Source organism: Qipengyuania pelagi (genome assembly GCF_009827295.1).
In the GTDB taxonomy this organism is placed as follows: domain Bacteria; phylum Pseudomonadota; class Alphaproteobacteria; order Sphingomonadales; family Sphingomonadaceae; genus Qipengyuania; species Qipengyuania pelagi.
Genome location: NZ_WTYD01000001.1, coordinates 685,792 through 704,095, shown reverse-complemented (window position 1 = coordinate 704,095; position 18,304 = coordinate 685,792). Strand labels below are relative to the sequence as shown.

At 62.4% G+C, this 18,304-nt stretch carries 14 protein-coding genes and 1 pseudogene; 5 read left to right on the top strand and 10 right to left on the bottom strand.

Going from position 1 to position 18,304, the window contains the following annotated elements; all coding sequences use genetic code 11:
• Window positions 1–84: 84 nt before the first annotated feature.
• From GRI47_RS03545 to GRI47_RS03520, 7 genes and pseudogenes are all read right to left on the bottom strand, one after another.
• Window positions 85–396 carry a hypothetical protein gene (locus tag GRI47_RS03545; RefSeq protein ID WP_160659982.1) on the bottom strand — a complete coding sequence of 104 codons (312 nt, stop codon included), beginning with the start codon at window positions 394–396 and terminating at the stop codon, window positions 85–87.
• Between the two features lie 216 nt (window positions 397–612).
• Window positions 613–2,607 (bottom strand): beta strand repeat-containing protein, encoded by a 1,995-nt coding sequence (locus GRI47_RS15330; protein ID WP_419956993.1) that lies wholly within the window; start codon window positions 2,605–2,607, stop codon window positions 613–615.
• 558 nt (window positions 2,608–3,165) lie between these two features.
• Window positions 3,166–3,672: pseudogene (locus GRI47_RS15325) on the bottom strand (hypothetical protein); the annotation flags it as partial.
• A 129-nt stretch (window positions 3,673–3,801) separates the two neighbouring features.
• Window positions 3,802–5,739, bottom strand: a complete 1,938-nt coding sequence (locus GRI47_RS03535; RefSeq protein WP_160659980.1) for a hypothetical protein — start codon at window positions 5,737–5,739, stop codon at window positions 3,802–3,804.
• 441 nt (window positions 5,740–6,180) lie between these two features.
• Window positions 6,181–7,143 carry a CsgG/HfaB family protein gene (locus GRI47_RS03530; RefSeq protein ID WP_237452607.1) on the bottom strand — a complete coding sequence of 321 codons (963 nt, stop codon included), beginning with the start codon at window positions 7,141–7,143 and terminating at the stop codon, window positions 6,181–6,183.
• 57 nt (window positions 7,144–7,200) lie between these two features.
• Entirely contained in the window at window positions 7,201–7,638 is a 438-nt protein-coding gene (locus GRI47_RS03525; RefSeq protein WP_202387166.1) for a curli assembly protein CsgF, read from the bottom strand.
• Between the two features lie 190 nt (window positions 7,639–7,828).
• Entirely contained in the window at window positions 7,829–8,467 is a 639-nt protein-coding gene (locus tag GRI47_RS03520; protein ID WP_160659978.1) for a helix-turn-helix transcriptional regulator, read from the bottom strand.
• A gap of 406 nt (window positions 8,468–8,873) precedes the next feature.
• On the opposite strand from GRI47_RS03520, the gene GRI47_RS03515 reads away from it, so the two are divergent.
• Window positions 8,874–9,884, top strand: a complete 1,011-nt coding sequence (locus tag GRI47_RS03515) for a helix-turn-helix domain-containing protein (RefSeq protein WP_160659977.1) — start codon at window positions 8,874–8,876, stop codon at window positions 9,882–9,884.
• A 75-nt stretch (window positions 9,885–9,959) separates the two neighbouring features.
• On the opposite strand, the gene GRI47_RS03510 is transcribed toward GRI47_RS03515, so the two are convergent.
• Window positions 9,960–10,964, bottom strand: coding sequence for a ferritin-like domain-containing protein (locus tag GRI47_RS03510; RefSeq protein ID WP_160659976.1), 1,005 nt, complete (start codon window positions 10,962–10,964; stop codon window positions 9,960–9,962).
• Window positions 10,965–10,985: 21 nt separating this feature from the next.
• Window positions 10,986–11,945: a ferritin-like domain-containing protein gene (locus GRI47_RS03505; protein ID WP_160659975.1), complete on the bottom strand. Its 960-nt coding sequence runs from the start codon at window positions 11,943–11,945 to the stop codon at window positions 10,986–10,988.
• Between the two features lie 221 nt (window positions 11,946–12,166).
• On the opposite strand from GRI47_RS03505, the gene GRI47_RS03500 reads away from it, so the two are divergent.
• Together GRI47_RS03500 and GRI47_RS03495 are read left to right on the top strand one after the other, a co-directional pair.
• Window positions 12,167–12,886, top strand: a complete 720-nt coding sequence (locus tag GRI47_RS03500) for a Crp/Fnr family transcriptional regulator (RefSeq protein ID WP_160659974.1) — start codon at window positions 12,167–12,169, stop codon at window positions 12,884–12,886.
• A 135-nt stretch (window positions 12,887–13,021) separates the two neighbouring features.
• Window positions 13,022–13,717: a Crp/Fnr family transcriptional regulator gene (locus GRI47_RS03495; protein ID WP_160659973.1), complete on the top strand. Its 696-nt coding sequence runs from the start codon at window positions 13,022–13,024 to the stop codon at window positions 13,715–13,717.
• Window positions 13,718–13,729: 12 nt separating this feature from the next.
• On the opposite strand, the gene fdhD is transcribed toward GRI47_RS03495, so the two are convergent.
• A complete protein-coding gene (gene fdhD / locus GRI47_RS15240) occupies window positions 13,730–15,082 on the bottom strand; it encodes a formate dehydrogenase accessory sulfurtransferase FdhD (protein ID WP_160659972.1) in 1,353 nt (450 codons plus the stop codon).
• Window positions 15,083–15,210: 128 nt separating this feature from the next.
• Here fdhD and GRI47_RS03485 point away from each other — a divergent pair, with 128 nt between their 5' ends.
• Window positions 15,211–17,514 (top strand): FdhF/YdeP family oxidoreductase, encoded by a 2,304-nt coding sequence (locus GRI47_RS03485; protein ID WP_160659971.1) that lies wholly within the window; start codon window positions 15,211–15,213, stop codon window positions 17,512–17,514.
• The gene (locus GRI47_RS03480) at window positions 17,511–18,206 is read left to right on the top strand and encodes a DUF4396 domain-containing protein (protein WP_160659970.1); all 696 of its coding nucleotides are present in this window, start codon (window positions 17,511–17,513) and stop codon (window positions 18,204–18,206) included. The genes GRI47_RS03485 and GRI47_RS03480 overlap by 4 nt, the downstream gene beginning before the upstream one ends.
• Window positions 18,207–18,304: the final 98 nt, after the last annotated feature.

The window sequence follows — 18,304 nt, the reverse complement described above, 5'->3', positions numbered from 1 at the left end:
CCGGGCGTCTTCGCCACGCTTGGCGAGCTCGCAATCAAGGCGACAGCGATCGCGAGTGATGCCAGTGGGTTTTTGAGCGCAATTTCAGTCATCGCTGTTCCCCTGACGAACCACGGTACTATTGCCCGAACCGCGCTGGACGACGGTGGCTGAATTGCCGTTGCCGGATTGGGTCAGGCGGGAAGAATTGCATCCGCCGACCTGGGTGACATTCGCGGACGCGCTCTCGCCCGACTGCGCGATGTCGAGAACGCTGCCATCGTCCGATTGGATAGCCAAAGCGGCGTGATCCTTGCCATGCTGTTCGACGCGGACGGTTCCGTCGCCGCTGCGCGTGATCCGGGCGGTGTGCCCTTCGCCGGTGCGCACGATCGTTGTCTTTCCATCCTTCGGCATGGTCGGGTCTCCATCGCATTGCGGCGCTGCGGACTGCGCTCCCGCCGGCGCGGCGAAGGCCGCGGCAAGCGTGAGAAGAGCTGGTCGTATTCTGACTGTCATGGCAGCGCCCTCGGAAATTGGTGTTTGTCTTTGTCCGCAGCGCTCATGCGACAGGGACATTAAAGAGCCCGAAGGCGCACCGGGCGGCGCGTGTCGCCGCCCGGTGCGTCCGGGTTAATTACCGCCTTGCGAGACGGTGGCGGTGTTGTTCATGCCCGCCTGGGTAATGGTCGAGATCGCGCCCGTTCCGGTCTGGGTAACGTCAGCCGTATTCATCATGCCCGACTGGGTGATGTAGCTTTCGTTCTCCAGGCCACCCTGGCTCAGGAGTGCCCGGTTCTGGCTCCCGCCCTGAGTTATTTCGGACAGCCCAAGTTCCCCGGTCTGGTCGGAGTCGACGAAGTTCGCCGATCCTCCGGTGAGCTGCTTCACCGTCGTCGCGTTGGACAAGCCAATCTGATCGATGAAGGCAACATCATCGGTCCCGGACTGCGAAACGGTGAGGACGTTCGCGTCCCCGACCTGATTGGTGTAGACCGCCAGAGAAGGCGTTCCAGCGTCGAACGCATTGTCGGTTGCGATACCGTCCTGCGTCACCGTGGCCCGGTTCTCATTGCCGCTTTGCACCGTCAGAATACGCCCCTGCGACAGGAAGTTCGGCCCAGTCACCGTTTGCGTCGCGGAGACGAAGTTCTCGTTTCCGGTCTGCGCCACGCGCGTCTCTCCGTCGGCGCCATCCTGCAGGATGGTGCTGTCGTTACCGTCGCCGGTTTGCGTCTGGAACGCGATATTACCAATTCCGGTCTGGTCGATATCACTCTCGTTGCCCACGCCGTTCTGCACCACGTTCGCGACGGGAGAAGCCGTCACGCCAGAGGTGAAATTGCCGAATCCGCCCGCGCCCGACTGGTTGACATCGGAAACGTTGTCGGCCCCCGACTGGGTCACGCTCGCACCGGCGCTGTAAGAGAAGGTGCGATTGATCGAGGATTGGGTGATCGTCGAGGTCTGGTTCGAACCCGACTGATCGACGGCGGCATAGTTCAGATCACCCGACTGAGTGACAGTCGACTTGCTGTCATCACCCGATTGAACGACGGACAGGACGCCATTCGACCCGGTCTGCATGGCGAGCGAGGTGTTGCCGTTGCCGGATTGCAAGATATCCGAGAAGTTGTTTGTCCCCGATTGATCGATATCACTGAGGTTGCCATCGCCACTCTGGGTGAGGGCCGCCCGCGGATCGAGGCCCGCCTGATCGATAAAGGACCGGTTGTCGTCGCCAGACTGAAGCGAGCGGACGGTGTTGTCGAACGCCCTGTCCCCGGTGAAGCTCCACGCCCCGTCCTGCACCACATCCGATTGGTTGCGATCGCCGGTCTGGATGATCGCGGTATCGGTGAGGAACGGTGGGAAGTTGGTGACGAAACCTGTTTGCGTCACGTTTGAACGATTGTCCGAACCCGACTGCGTGATGATTGCGCTGGTCACGTCGCCCGACTGGGTAATCGTCGCCTGGTTGCCCGACGCGCTCTGGGTGACATAGGCGAAATTGCTCGACCCGGTCTGCTCGATCGTAGAGTCGTTTCCGCTCCCCGACTGGTTCACGTTCGCATAGGACACGTTCGTGACGCCGTCAGCCATGGTGATGGTGCCAATGCCTGCGACCGACGACTGGTCGATGTCCGACGTGTTGTCCGATCCTTCCTGCCGCACGCGCGCGGTCTGGAAGCGCGAGGTCTGCGCGACGTCCGACGACTGTCGCTCGCCGAACTGGTCGACATAGATCGTCCCGCCCAGATCTGTCTGCGACGCATTGGACATCAGATTGGTGCCGGTCTGGTTGACGAAGATCGAACCGCCATCGTCGTTCTGCGTGGTCGAGGAGAAGTTCTCATCGCCTTCCTGCATCACGAAAGCGCGGTTGTTGTCGCCGAACTGTGCGACCAGGCTTTCATTGGTCGGAGCATTGGCTGGGGCGGCGAGATTCGACCCGTCCTGGTCCACCTCGGCAACCGAATTGCTTCCGGCCTGCGTGATGCGCGAGGCATTGCGGGCGTGCGTTCCGCTCTGATCCACGGTGGCTGTGCTGGCACCGCTCTGATCGATGATCGAGGTGTTGTAGACACCCGACTGCGTGACACCCGCGCTGGCCGCAGCACTCTGCATGATGCTCGAACGATTGAGGATGCCGTTCTGGCCCACCGTCGCGCTCGCGCCATCGGCCGACTGGTCGATCAGCGAGACGTTGTTGGCGAAGCTTTCGCCGCTGCCGCTCGGGGGCGGGAATTCGTCGCCGTCCCAACGACGCGAGCCGAGCCCGTTGACACCGCCACCCTGCGTGACGCTGGCCGTCGCGCCGCCGCTCTGCGTGATGCGGCTGGTATTGCCGTCACTGGTCTGAAGCGTGACGGCCGAGGCGCCCGCGGCGGTCCCGGTCTGCGCGATGGTCGATGCGTTTTCGCTGCCCGTCTGCGTGATCGAGGCGAAGGACGGGGCGGCATCCTGCGTGATGGTCGCGGCGTTGTCGTCACCGGTCTGGCTGATGAACGCGTCCGCGAAATCCTCGCCTTCGACCGGCTGGGTCGGCGGCGAGGCATCGCCGGTGCCATCGGCACTCTGACGCATGACATTCGCATTGTTGCCGTTACCATCCTGGATCACGACCGCATTCGCGAAATCGCCCGATTGGTTGACATTGGCTATGTTAGCATTGCCCGTCTGCATGACGTCGGCAACCGTGTTGTCGCCGCTCTGCATGATCGTGCTGAGGTTGAAATCGCCGTTCTGCGTCACGCCGACGCGGTTGTCGGGATCGGCGCTGTCGTAATCATTGTCGGGATCGCCCACCGCGCCGTTCACGCCGGTCTGGATCACCGAACTGTCATTGCCATTGCCGGTCTGGCTGACGCTTGCTTCGTTGAAGCGCGCGCTCTGTGCGATGTAGGAGGTGCTCGATCCGTCCTGATAGACCGAAGCATTCTGGGCGCCGCCCTCCTGTTCGATCTCCGAATCCGCCGCATCGCTGACCTGGATGACGCTTGCGCGGGCACCCTCGCCGGTCTGCGTTACTTCGCTCTTCGCACCGTTGGTATCCGCCTGCTGCTGGATATCGGCGAGATTGTTGCGATTGCTCTGGGTGATCGTCGAGGTGCTGAGTGCACCGGACTGAACGACGGTCGCGTCCTGGCCGGAGCCGGTCTGCGTGGCGGTGCTGGTGTTGTTCTGGGCCATTGCGGGCGCTGCAAGGAGCGCGATGGTCGAAACGCCGATTAGAATGGATTTTTTCACGGTATTTCCTCCCTGTTGAGGATCAGCAAAAGAGAATGGCCGGCGCCCCGATCGGAGCGCCGGCCAATTCGGTTACATGGGCGTGTTGCTGCCGCTCTGGGTCACGGTGGCGGTGTTGTTCATACCGGCCTGCGTGATGGTCGAGACGTTGCCTGCCGCGGTCTGGCTGACCGTCGCCAAGTTACCCTCGCCCGACTGCGTGATGTAGGATGCGTTGTCGAACCCGCCCTGCATCACGGTGGCGAAGTTGTCCGAACCCGACTGGTCGATTTCGGAATGTGCTTCGCTGGAGCCGGCCAGCTGAGTCAGGCTGGCTTCGTTGCCGGTGCCCGACTGGCCGACGCGCGAATAGCCGTCATTCCCCAGCTGCGAGATTTCGACCGCCGCGACCGTGTTGGTCGCCAGCACGGTGTTGGTGCCCGACTGATTGACGATCGAGTCATTGCCTTCACCGATCTGCTCGACGAATGCGCTGGTCAGCGAAGACTGCGTGATCATCGAGCTGTTGATGTCACCCGCACCGGCGGACGCATTGGGGTTCGTCTGGCGGACCGTGGCGAGGGCACCGGCAGCGCCTGCGTCCTGCATGATGTCGGACAGGTTCTGCTGACCGGTCTGCTCGACATCGGCGGTCGCCGCCGAAGCCTGCGTGATAGACGACTGGTTGCTCGGGAAGTAGGTCGGCGCAGTGCTGTCGCCGTTCTGCGTCACCGTAGCCATCGCGCCGTCCGCCGACTGGTCCACCATCGAGTCGTTGTCGCCATAATCACCCGCCTGCGTCACGTTGGCGGTGGCCGCAGCAGTCTGCACGATATCCGAGTTGTTGAAGATACCGTCCTGATCGACAGTCGCTTCCGCCATGCCGCTCGCATTGGACTGGCTGATGTCGGAGCGGTTGAGCTGCCCGTCCTGGGTGAGCGTCGCGACAGTTTCTCCGGTGTTGGACTGGGTCACGCGGGAGAAGTTGCTGCGAACGGTGTCGCCGAACCGGTCGCGCGGGCTGGTTGCGTTGATGCCGCCGACCGTGGTCTGTGTGACATTGACCGTGCCGGTATAGGAGGACTGATCGACCAAGCTGTCGTTCTGGTCGCCATACTGCTGGACGTTGGCCAAATTGCCAGCAGCGGAATCCGAGGGGTCCGACTGTTCGACCCGCGACAGGTTGTCATTACCGCTCTGGAGAACCTTGACGATCTGCGCGTCGCGGATCCCGGTCTGAACGACCGAGGAGACGTTGCCGTCGCCGGTCTGATCGACGGTCACCAGCTGGGCGGACGTGCCACCGGCAGCCGGGTTGGTGACGTTCTGGATGATCATCGAGTCGTTGTCGCTGCCGATCTGCGTGTTCGAGGCTTTCACCCCGGTGGCACCGGTCGGCGTCGCACTGGCGAAATTGCCCTGATAGATCTCCGAATTGTTCGAAGAGCCGGTCTGAATGATCCCGCTATTGGTGTTGCCAGGATTGCTGTCGCCAACGCTGGCCTTGTTGCCGGCTTCCTGGAACACCATCGCGGTGTTCTGGCTACCGCCGTTCTGCAGGACCTCGGCGGAGGTATCGAGCCCGCCATTCTGCGCGATGAACGAGCTGCTGTCGCCGACCTGCGTCACGAGCGCGGAATGGTTGCGCGTATCGGTCTGAAGGATCGCCGATTCCGAGCCGACGCCGGATTGGCGCACGACCGCCTTGGTCGGATAGTTCGCGATGCCCGCGTTCGATTGAAGGATGTAGGACGACGCATCCTCACCCGTCTGGGTCACTGTTGCCTTGGCACCGGTCGACCCCTGGTTCTGGTCGATGTCCGAGACATTGCCATCGCCGCTTTGAGAGACGGTAGCGGTGAGGTTGGTGCCGTCCTGATTGATCACCGAACAGTTATTGTCGGCTTCAGCGCATTCCGGGATGCCGGGGACAGCGGAAGGCGATGCGGGAGCCGCGGGTGCCGACTGCGCGAGAGCAGGCGTGGCGGCGAAGGCCATCGCGGAAACCGAGGCGAGGAAAAGCTTTTTCATTTCATGCTCCTAAAGATCGAGAAGTGCGGCCCGACCCGCGACCGCCGGTTGCGGAAGTGGGTCAGCTTCGGCCCGTTGTCCGGACTCAAAAGTTTTTGGCTGCTTTTTCGAAAGGAGGAGCGGGAACCGCGCCGTTAGCGCGCGATTAACCATGTGGGCGTAGGACGGATGACCTGGCCTATGAAACATGGTTGTAAATCTCCCTCCGGAGGTCGATAACCATGCCTGTCCTTTTCCTTACGGATTTGGACAGACTTGGTTGTTGACGCACAGCAGCTTTGTCGAACCGGGCGCGTCGAAGCTGCAACTTCGGCGCGCCTTTTCTATTCACCGGTCGACCGCCCGATCTGCAAATCGAACGTTCGGCCACCGGACATCTCTCATTCGATCGCGGAGTCCGGCATCCGACGATCTTTCAGGCACCGCGCCTTGCGACGCGGGTCAATTCATGCGGCCATCCCCCTTTCCATCGCGGGGCCCGCTTTCGACATTGTCGATCGCGGCGGATCGCTTGATACGTTGGGGCGCGGCAGGCGGCGCATCGCGCATCGCCTGTTCGATCGCTTCGGGATCCACCTTCCCGTCACGCTCGCGCTTGTATTCCCACAACAGAGGCCAGCCGGCCTCGAAATTCTCGAACTGCCACAGATCGAGTTCGACACCTTCGAGAACGAGGCCGTAAACCGCCTTCTCGATGGCCTGCTGGAGAGCCAGCTGATCGGGCTCGTTCGTGGTGTAGCCTGCCTCGACCTGGAGCAATTCCTTGAACGCGACATAGCGGAAGGCGTTGGCCCCTATGGCTTGGCTGGCGATCGTCTTCGAAGCGGTAACCGTGGTCAGGACCTCGCCGGTCCTGACCGATACGGCCCGCAGATAGACCGTCACAGTGTCCTGTCGGTATTCGCTCCTCCCGCCGATCCCGAGAAACGCGGCGCCATATCCGCCGGTCACGGTGTTGGTGTCGTAGCCGACGATCCCACCTTCTAGCAGCACGCCCGCGAACAGCAGCGAAGGTAGCGCCTGCGGATTGACCTGTTCCTCGCCCAGATAGCGCTCGCGCATTTCGCGGATGATCTGGCGTTCCGACAACAGGTTCTTTAGCGATTCACGCTCGACGATGGTGAACCACTTGCGCTTGCCCGCGTCCTGCAACGCCTTGGCAAGGATGGACCCGCCACCCTGGCTGACCGCGCGCGAGAGAGTCTGCCCCGCCTCGGTCGGCTTGAACTGGCCCGTCTGGTCGGTGAAACCGTATACTGCGACGGCGATCGGGCGGGACGGAGCAGGCAGCCTCTCGAGCAAGGTCTGCGTTTGCGTCTTGTCCGGCACGAACGCCTTCGAGCGCGTTTCCGGAAAGTTCGTGCGGCCGTCTTCGGTCACGGTGGCGCATCCGGTCAGGCTCATGGCAACGATCGCCGAGAGCGCCAGGCTACGAACAGAATGATGCATCATAGCCATCGGTCAGTCGACATCGATAAAGGTCGGGATCACGATGGTCGTGACTTCCCCGGTGGCGTTGTCGGTGATGGTGAGCGTGATCTCGGTCAGCCCGCGCACGAAGCTGATCGTCTGGCCCCCGAAGCTGATCGTCCCGCGTTCCTGAGGATTGTCACCGAAGATGGCGTCCACGATCTGCGACGAAAGAGCGGACAGAAGGCGCGACTGCAATTGGCGGGCGAAGATATCGGCCTGCGAATTGGTGGTGGCGCGGTCTGGATCGTCGTAATCGTTCTGAGCGTTGGCGACGCCGAGAAGATGCGCGGAATTGAACGGGTTGCCACCGAAGCTGGGATCGATCGGTTCGTAGGATAGGTCCTGCGCCGAAGCCGGCACCGCCATTGTCGATAACAAAATCGGAACAGACAGGCGCAGGCCGCGCCTCAGGCCAAAGCCGTACATGAAATTCCCCCTCCACGCGGGCTCTGAGAGCCTCTCGTCGTTAATGGTTTGTAAAGGGGGCCTTAACGATTCGCGCCCCCCAAATGGGTAGGTTTGGTTCAAATCGTCCGCGTTTCTAGCTACGTTTCAAACTGGTACATATCCGGTCCAAAACCCTAGGTCGGTACATTACTTAAACGACTCGAGCCGCTTAGACCGCGTCGAAAGCCACGATTAGCCGCACCAGTTCACGGGCGTTGTGGACGCTCGTCTTGTTATAGATGTGCTTGAGATGGCTGCGGACCGTCGCGGCGCCAATCCCCATCTGCTTGGAAATAGCCTGAACGCAGTCCAGATGCGCGAAGAGATCGACGACCGTGCATTCCGTTGGCGTCAGACCGAACTGCACCGCAAAACCGTTCGATCGGCAATTCGTCCTAGGCGCCGAAAGCGAGAAGCGAATCAGCCGGGCAGGCTTACCCTCCAGCTCCAGTGATAGGCAGTGCAGGACCACCCATTCATTCGCGGGATCATTGCGGACAACCAATCGCTCGGTAGCTGGCCCCGCACGCAGAAGCGTGCGCAAACGGTCGTCAGTTTCCGCGTCCGAGATCTCCATCCGTGCCGATCCGCGTGCCAGCATGTGGAAGCTCTTCAGAATTCGCGAACCTGCCGCGTTGCTCCACACCACGCGCGCCTTCCTGTCGACAATCGCAAGAGCCACTTCCTGCGAAAAAGCTCGCCCGATCTCACCGGTAAGATTGCTCGGCAATCGGCCTGAGGCGAAGAACGTCGTTTCGTCTTCTCCATGCTCGGCCTCAATTGATTTGGAGCGGTCTCCCGGCGTCATTGTGGGCCGATCCGATCGTTCAGCTTGGCTCGAAGCAGCGTCGGCAGAAAAGATCGATCGATTTGAACTGGGTTGAACCGCTTGGCCCATTATTCGGCTGATCTCCGGCACGCTCGATAAATATTCGGCGCCTTGCGAAGGGCGCCGGCACATGCGTCCCGACAGTCTCTCTATCCTTTCCCATCACACCCGAACTATATTCTATTCAGTATCTTATCGGAGGCGCTGGGGGACTGTCTTTTCCCAATATCCGACGGGCCTTTCATCAAAAGAATCTTGAGGGCAAAAAGAATCTTGCTTGATGAGACAAATTGAACGAAGTTTGAGACACTTTGACCAGCTTATGACAGGCCCAAATAGAGCCTGCTATGGTCGAATTGGGGGATCATCTTTACGGTATGCCGCAGTGACGGGCATTCCCAGCTTCACCATCGGGCCGACCGCGCCCGCCGCGCGCACGTGCCTTCAGGAATGGCGGACGGCGGTGGAATTGCTGTTCGATGTCGAACCGCTCGGCTCCGAATTTGAGGCGACCATTTCATCCTATGCCCTGGGGCCGATCCTGATCGGCCAATCTTCGGCGTCCGCGCAGGCGTTTTCCCGGAACGAAGCGGTGATTCAGCGCAGCCAGATCGATCACATGATGGTCCAGATTTATCTTACGGGCGGTTTCACCGGCCAGGCGGAAGGGACTGAAATTTCTGTCGAGCCTGGCGATGTCTGCTGCTTCGATCTCGCCTTCGGGTTCGAAACGCGAGCGCCCGACTTCAGCAACATCACGATGATCGTTCCGAAATCCGTCTTGCATCCGCTAGCCACCACCGATTTCTTTCATGGACTGGTGCTCAGATCGGACGACACGGCCAATCTTCTGCTCGCATCCCATATGCGTGAGCTGCTGAGAATCTGCCCCACGATCGATCGGGATGAGATCGATGCGGTGGCACAGGTCACTGCCGAAATCGTCCGCCTTTGCCTGCGTATGCCGAGGCGCCAGAGGCTGGCTCCCGATGCTCGTGAGGGCTCGCTCGTCGATCGGGTGAAGGCCTATATCGGCGAGAACCTGTCCGATCCCGATCTCGATGCAAGGGCGATCTGCGAGGTTTTCGGCGTCTCCCGCCCCACCCTCTATCGCCAGTTCGAGTCCCTCGGAGGCGTCGCGTCGGTGATCCGCAACTGGCGGCTATCGAACGTGTTCGGCGATCTGGAGCGGACGAATGGAGAGCCGTTTCATGAAGTCGCCCGGCGCAACGGATTTGCCAATGGAGCGGGCTGCTCGCGGGCGTTCAAGAGTCGCTATGGCCTTTCGCCATCGGCATTCCGCCGTCTACGCTTCCATTCCCCGCAACAGATAAGCAACCGTGATGCGGCCCAGCCGGGGCTAGCGCAATGGCTCCGCGCCTTGGGTAGGACCTGAAAGCCCAGTCGTCCGCAGGTGGTTGGTATGAGGAGGGGCGACGGGGTCGCCACCTCCTCTTCGCAGCCATCGGCCTTATGCGGCGCTCATGCGGATATTGCCATTCACCCCATTCGGGAAGAAGCCGCCACCGGTCGTCGACATGGCCGTGAGATAGGCGATGTTGAGAACCTGTCCGGTGCTGCGGCTGTAGGCGATCGCATTGCTGTCGGCCGGAACGATGTTCGATCCTTCGCCGAAGGGCGTGCTGCGCGGGCGCAGACCCTGGTCGAGGTCACTCGCGCCATCGAGGCTGTCGCGCGCGTTCGAGATCGCTTCGCTGGCATCGATCAGCGCGGGCGCCTGAAGCCCCTTGCGATACAGAACCGTGCGAACCAGCCCCGCGTGATAAGCTTCCGCCGCGAGGATACCGGCAGCCGCTTCGAGGAAGGTCTTGTTGGTAATGAGCGGCGAGGCGCCCTTATAGGCTGTCACACCGACATCCTCGAAGATGTAGGCCGCGAGGAGGAAGTTGTTGTCGTTGGCGTAGGGGTCGAAGCTCTGCCCCGGCCCAACAAGGCCCGCCGCCCGCGCAGCGGACGAGAAGGCGCCATTGGGCGCGGTGCCGATGTCGATCGCCGGCTGCGCCACCGCAGCAGTGCCGAGCGCGCTGCGCAGGAACGCGACGTGCGCGCGCTCGTCCGAGGCGATCTCGCGCGCATATTGCGCCACCAGCGGATCGGTGAAATTGACCTTGCGACCTCCCGTCGCTTCGCCCCGCGCCCCGGTCCCGTCGAGCAGATTGCTCGCCAGCCCCGATCCGGTGGCCGCGTAGAGGTAGAACTGCGCTTCGAGATATTCGAGGTTCAGCGCAAAGTTCAGCACGTCGCCATCGTTAAGCGCGCTCGTAGGAGCGGGCGTCGGAGCGGGCGTGGGCGCCGGCGTTCCGCCGATCGGCGGCGGCGTGTTGTCGTCCCCGCCACAGCCCACCAGCGAAAACGCTGCGGTGCTGGCTCCGGCGAAGTGCAGAAACCGGCGGCGCTCCAGGCGACGATCGGCTCCGGCCTGCATGACCTCAAGGATGATATCGCGGTCTTTCATGCTCGTATCCTCTCGGTTTAATTAGTTTGCCGCGCTCATGCGCAGGGTGCCGTTGACGCCGTTGGGGAAGAAGCCCCCGCCGGTGACGGCCATATTGTTGAGATAGACGATGTTGAGGACCTGTCCGGGCGAACGGCTGTAAGCGAGGCCGTTTGCGTCCAGCGGCGCGATGTTGCTCGCCGTGCCGCCGCTCATCTGGCTCGTGGTCAGCCCTTGGTCGAGATCGCTCGACCCGTCGAGGCTGTCGCGCGCGTTCGAGATCGCGATCGAGGCGTCGATGAGGGCCGGGGTCTGCATTCCCTTCGCATAGAGCGTCGTGCGCACCAGGCTCGCGTGATAGGCCTCGACCGCCAGAATGCCGGCCGCTGCTTCGAGGAAGGTCTTGTTGCTGACGAGGGGCGAGGCGCCCTTATAGGCGGTCACGCCGACATCTTCGAAGATATAGGCCGCAAGGAGGAAGTTCTCGTCGCTGGCATAGGGGTCGAACGACTGGCCCGGCCCGATCAACCCGGCGGCGCGCGCTGCGGTGGAGAAGGCGCCGTTCGGATTGGCGCTGATGTCGATCGCAGGCTGCGCGACGGCGGCGGAGCCGAGTGCGCCACGTAGGAAGGCGACATGGGCCTGCTCGTCGGCCGCGATCTCGCGGGCATAGGCTGCAACGGCGGGATCAGTGAAGTTTACGCGGCGTCCGCCCGTGGCCTGGCCCCTGGTGCCGGTGCCCGAAAGCAGGCTTTCCGGCAGACCGGCTCCGCTCGCGGCGTAGACGTAGAATTGCGCTTCGAGATATTCGAGATTGAGCGCGAAATTCAGAATGTCGCCGTCCGAAACGCTCTGCGCGGCGACGGGGCTGGACTTGTTGGCGAGGACGAAGCCCCCTGCCGCGGCGGAAGCGGCGGCGAAGCCGCGAAACATGTCGCGACGGCTCGCCCTGCGGCCCTCGCGAGCCTCGAAGACCTCAATAATTTTCTGATCGTCTGGCATCGGAAACTCCCTCGGGACTCGATCTGGCTTAACGAGGGGTAACGTACCGCGACGGGCTCATCGCGCAGTGCTGGGTACGGCAGCGTACGAAAAAATGGCTTCAAACCGCTGAAAATTAAAATGGTTGATCTTCGTGACCGCTTCGCTCGGATACATCCTGTCCCAGCCTGCAAAAGATCGTGGCCACAAAGGCCTCGGCATGCAGCGCGGGGAGTTGAGCAATGCCTTTCACAACGCCGGAAGACGGCATGACCGGATTGGCCAATGGCTTTCTTGCATCGCTGAGCCAGGCGGACCGCGATTGTCTCGAACCGCACCTGCTGCGCCTTCGGTTTCAGAGCGGGGACACTCTTACCCACTCGCCCGACGAAGCCCGTCTGGTCTATTTCCCGGTCACGCTCGTCGCGTGCGTGCAATTCGCCGATCAGGGAAGCGGGATCGGCATGGTCGGTCGCGAGGGTATCGTGGGGCTGTCGGCGATGCTGGGTGGCACCGTCGATGATGCGATGGAAGCGACAGTCCTGATGGAAGGTGGCTGGACGCTCGCCATTACGGTGGAGGATTTGCAGCAGGCCTGTCTCGCCAGTCCGACCCTGTCGCTCTCCCTACTGAGCTTCATGCATTCCTATTCCAGCCAGCTCGGCTGGATGATCCGCGCCCGCGATCGCGGGAACTTCAAGCAGCGCCTGAGTGCCTGGCTACTGATGCTGCATGACCGGGTGGACAGCGATTTCCTCCAGCTCACCCATGGCAGCCTCGCCGTCCAACTCGGCGTGCGGCGCGCGAGCGTGACGGATGCGCTGCATATCCTCGAAGGGGAAGCGTGCCTGCGATGCAGCCGTGGCCTGATCAGCCTGATGGACAGGGCGCGGCTGAGACGCAATGCGGGCCGATCCTACGAGCCCCTGCGGCTCGACTATGCCTTGACCGTTTCCTCCTAATTCCTGCCCCGGCCCTCGATCGGGGAAGCTAGGTCCGAGGTTGATCCGGGCCGAAATTTCAGGTGAAAAGACGGAATGACAGATCGACAAGAGGATAGTTCCCCCGCCGCGAACAGAAAACGGATCATCTCACGCTTGGCGGGATTCGCCGAACTGGATCCACCCGAAATCGAACGCCTGCTCACCTTCGAAGGACCCACGAGCGAATTCGCGCGCGGCGATATCATCCGGTCCGAAGGCGAGCGCGAGCTGTATCTGCTGCTCGACGGGTGGGCCGCGAGCGCCGTGGTTCTTGCGGACGGTTCACGTCAGTTGATTACCGCGAACCTGCCCGGCGATCTCCTCGGTCTTCCCGGCCTCGCGATGGAGGAACCGATCGATACGGTCGTGGCGCTTACCCCGGCGAAGGTAATACATATATCGCAGCCGCAGCTCGGCGCCCTGTTCGCCAACAGCCCCCGGCTTGCCGCGATCATGTTCCTGATATCGCAGGAGGAGCGCTCGCTGCTGATGGAGCGTCTGGCCCTGACCGGACAGGCGTCCGCCCTCACCAACCTCGCCGCGCTCATCCTGCGCCTCTACGAACGCAACGGCCAGGTCGACGATGCGCCGACGGCAAGCTTTTTCATGCCGCTGACGCAGCGCGAACTCGGCGAGCTGATCGGGGTCAGTAGCGTCCACACCAACAGCCTGATCAAGAAGCTGCGGACGGACGGAGTGGTTTCGATCGCGAACCGGACACTGACGATCGAGGACAAGCCGCGTCTTTTCCAGATCGCCGGTATATCCCCGTGGCGCCGCTCCAGGCCGGGTTGGCTTCAGGTCATCTGATCGCCGCGCTGCTCAGAACAGCCGGTGCGGATCGGTGATGACGAGCGCGCTGTCGTCGCGGGCCAACGCAAGCAGAGTCAGCCGCCCTTCCCTTGCTCGCGCGATCGCGAGGCTGGACGGGGCGCTGATTGTCACCAGCATGGGTATTCCGGCGCGCACGGTCTTCTCGACCAATTCCTGACTGCACCGCGCGGTGAGCAGCGCGAAGCCCCGGTCGCTCCGCATTCCCTGGCGGGACAGGGCACCGATCAGCTTGTCCAGCGCATTATGCCGTCCGACATCCTCGCGCAGCAGCAGGATGTCTCCGTCCCATGAACAGAATGCCGCTGCGTGAGCAGCTCCGGTCGCCGTGCCGAGACGCTGGTGCCCACGCATGTGCGACAGGGCGCGGTGGATCGCCGCGGGCTTCACCTCGGGAACACAATCGACCGGAATGAGAGGCGCCAGCGCGGCCGCCACGGATTCGATCCCGCATATGCCGCAACTGCTTTCCGAAACGCGGGTCCGCGCGCGTTCCAAAAGCCGGGGCAGGCTTTCCGGCGGAAGATTGGCGCGAGCCACCCACCCGCCCCCGGATCGATGGAGATCGACCTCTCCGATTGCGCCGCTCTGCGCCAATCCCTCCGCCAATGCGAAACCCGTGACGAAGTCCTCCAGATCGGTCGGCGTGGCCATCATTACTGCATAGCCGATCCCGTTGAATTCGATCGCGACCGGGATTTCCACCGGGACGCTGCGGGGCGTTTCGCTGACCTGGCCGGTCGCGAAGTCCATCACGCGCAAAGCGTGGATTTCCGCCCCCTCGCCAAGCGTCTGCCCGTCCTCCAGCGCAGCCAGCATGTCCGGGCTGTTGAGATTGACCGGCGGCTGCCCGAAGAAATCGACCCTCCGCGCCCCACAGGCTTCGATCCATGACCGGACCGAGCGATGGCCTGCGCGTAAATGCTTTTCCAACTGCGGCGCCAGCGCGGCAGGCCAGAGGCCGAGCAGCCAGTGATCCGCCAGAACCGCCGGGCCGGGATTGCCGAGGAGGTCCGCCAATCCCTCTGGGACCGGATGGGCATCGACGGGGGCGCTCAGAACGGCATCGAAACCGTGGTGCAACGCATGGGAAAGCGCGGCACAAAGCCCGCCCAGCGGCCCGAGACCGGGTTCGGGCCTGTCGGGCAAGGTCACGATGCCGGGTTCGGGCGCGCGGTCATTCCCCGCACACAGGACCACCTCGTCACATTCGGTCTCGAGGCTCGCGATCGCATGGCGCAGCAGCGACCGGCCCTTCCATAGAGCTTCACTCTTGTCGGTCCCGAACCGCGAGCTTCGACCGCCCGCCAGCACCGCGCCGAGGATGTTATTGCGATCCGCCATCTGCGATGGCTTCGCCCAATCTCGGCCCCGGCGCAAGGACCGCCGGATCACCCGCCGAGCCTTGGTAAGGCATTGCCAAGCGTGGATAAGGGGCGCATTCGATACACTTTATCGATTGGGAGCGCAGCATGGCGGAAGACTCGAAAACCAACGCCAAGGACCTTCCCCACTCGCCCGGCCCCGCCGGTGGCTGGGGTTCGATGAAGGGCATCGCCCGCATCTATGCCGAAACCTCGGCCTCTCCCGGCGCTCTCGAAAGTCTGCGGCGGCTGAACAAGCCGAAGGGCGTGATGTGCGTATCCTGCGCATGGCCGAAGCCTGCGAATTATTCCGCGTTCGAATTTTGCGAGAACGGTGCCAAGGCCACTTTGTGGGAATTGACCGGCGATCGCTGCACGCCCGCATTCTTCGCCGAAGACGGCCATACGGTGACGCAGCTGCGCGAATGGTCGGACCACGAGCTTGAGAAATCGGGCCGCCTGACGCACCCGATGAAATACAATGCCGCAACGGATCGCTACGTCGCGATCGAATGGGACGACGCCTTTGCCGAGATCGGCGCCACCTTGCGCGAATTGCCGCGTGACGATGTCGTCTTCTACGCATCCGGCCATGCGGGTCTCGAGGCGAGCTATCTCTACGCCCTGCTGGCGCGCGCCTACGGCAACAACAACCTGCCGCAGAGCAGCAATATGTGCCACGAGACGACCTCGGTCGGCCTGACCAAGGTGATTGGATCGCCCGTCGGCACGGTCACGTTCGACGATCTCGCGGAGACCGAGTGCTATTTCTATTTCGGCCAGAACCCCGGCACCAACAGCCCGCGCTTCCTGCACAATCTCAAGGATCTGAAAGAGCGCGGCGGAAAGATCGTCACCTTCAATCCGGTGATCGAACAGGGCCTCGTCTCCTTCGTCGACCCGCAGAACCCGCTGGCGATGATGACGGGCAAGGAAACGATCATTTCCGACCAGTATCACCAGGTGAAATCGGGCGGAGACGTCGCGGCGCTCCTGGGCCTGTGCAAAGTGGTGGTCGAAGCCGACGACAAGGCCCAGAAAGCGGGCGCGCGCGAGGTCATCGACCATGAGTTCATCGCGCAGCACACCACGGGCTTCGACGACTTCATCGCGTGCTGCCGCGATGCGCGATGGGCCGATATCGAACAGGCCAGCGGGCTGACCGAGGCCGCGCTGCGCGATGCGGCGCAGGTCTATATCGAGGCCGAGAAGGTGATCGGCGTTTACGGCATGGGCTTCACCCAGCACACCCACGGCGCGCTCAATATCGCGATGCTGGTCAATCTCCTGCTGCTGAAGGGCAATATCGGACGGCCCGGAACCGGCTGCTGCCCGGTGCGCGGCCATTCCAACGTGCAGGGGCAGCGCACGGTCGGCATCGCCGAAAAGGCGCATCTTGTCCCGCTCGACAAGCTGAAAGAGCTGTTCGATTTCGACCCGCCGACGAAGGATGGGATGCATGTCGTCGATGCGGTGCAGGGGCTGATCGACCGCAAGGTGCGTGGCTTTATTTCGCTCGGCGGCAATCTGGTGCGCGCCGTGCCCGACCAGAAGCGGATGGAGGAAGGCTGGGCGAGCCAGGACCTCGTCGTGATGGTGTCCACCAAGCTCAACCGCAGCCATCTTTATCCGGGCAAGCAGGCCTATATCCTGCCCTGCCTCGGCCGGTCCGAAGTGGACGAACAGGCGAGCGGCAATCAGGCCGTGACCAGCGAGGACAGCTTTTCGATGATCAACGGATCGGTCGGCCACCGCCCGCCCGCTTCCGAACATCTCAAGAGCGAACTCGCCATCGTCACCGGCATCGCCAAGGCGACGCTCGATCCCAATCCAAAGCTGAAATGGGACGCATGGACCGGCGATTACGCGCTGGTGCGCGACCTGATCGAAGCGACCTATCCCGACGACTTCCACGATTTCAACAAGCGCATGTTCGAAGCCGGCGGTTTCTGGCGCGGCAATCCGGCAGCACAGCGGGTCTGGAAGACGGATAGCGGCAAGGCGGTGATCACCACACCGCCGCAGCTGACTTCGCTCGGTTTCGAGGACAGGCCCGGGCGATATCGCCTGCTGACGATGCGATCGAACGACCAGTTCAACACCACGATCTACGGCTATTCCGATCGGTTCCGCGGGATCGAGGGCACGCGCGACGTGGTGCTGATGAACCCGGACGACATCGCCGAAGCCGGTCTCAAGGACGGCGATACGGTCCGCCTTGTCAGCGATTACGACGGTGACACAGTCGAACGCCATCTGGGCGGGCTGAAACTGGTCGCCTACAAGCTGCCGCGCGGCACGATCGCGGGCTATTACCCCGAATGCAACGTGCTCGTCCCGATCACGCATCATGACGAGCTGTCGAAGACTCCCGCATCGAAGTCCGTCCCGGTCAGGATCGAGGCCGCTTGACATCGGCAACGATCCCGCAGGGGGTTCACGCCGGCGCGATCGCTCTGCTGATACTGGGCGTGTTGTGTGCTGCCTATATGGCCTGGCAGATGAAACGCACGCCGCCCAAGATGGCGGTGATGCGGTTCGTCTGGCCGCTCTGCGCCCTGTTCGCGGGCCCGCTCCTGATCTGGTTCTACCATCGCTATGCCGGGATGGAGGCGGACGAGACGCCGTACGCGGCGAAGGTGGCAAAGGGCACGCTGCATTGCGGAGCGGGCTGTTCCCTGGCCGACCTGATCTGCGAGAATGTCGCCCATGTCGCACCCGGCGTGCTCGCCTTCTTCGGGATGGGGACGATCTTCCAGACCGAGATCTTCGCCCAATGGACGATGGACTACGTCTTCGCCCTGCTGATCGGCATCGTGTTCCAGTATTTCGCCATCGCTCCGATGCGGGACCTTTCGGTCGGCGAGGGAATCCTGGCGGCCACCAAGGCGGACGTGCTCTCGCTCACCAGTTGGCAGGTCGGCATGTACGGTTTCATGGGTCTGGCGCATTTCGTCCTTTTCCCCGCTATGTTCGGGGGAAAGGTGGATGCGGGCAGTCCGGTGTTCTGGGTGGCAATGCAGATCGCCATGCTGGCAGGCTTCGCCACCGCCTATTTCCCGAATTGGTGGCTGATCCGTTCGGGTCTGAAAGAGGAAATGTAGGATTGATCGGGAGCCAGACGCCCGGTTGATCCTTTAGTTTTATATCGCCGCAAGGTGCTTGCTGATCGAATAACCCATTCACCTATCGCGCAATTTAC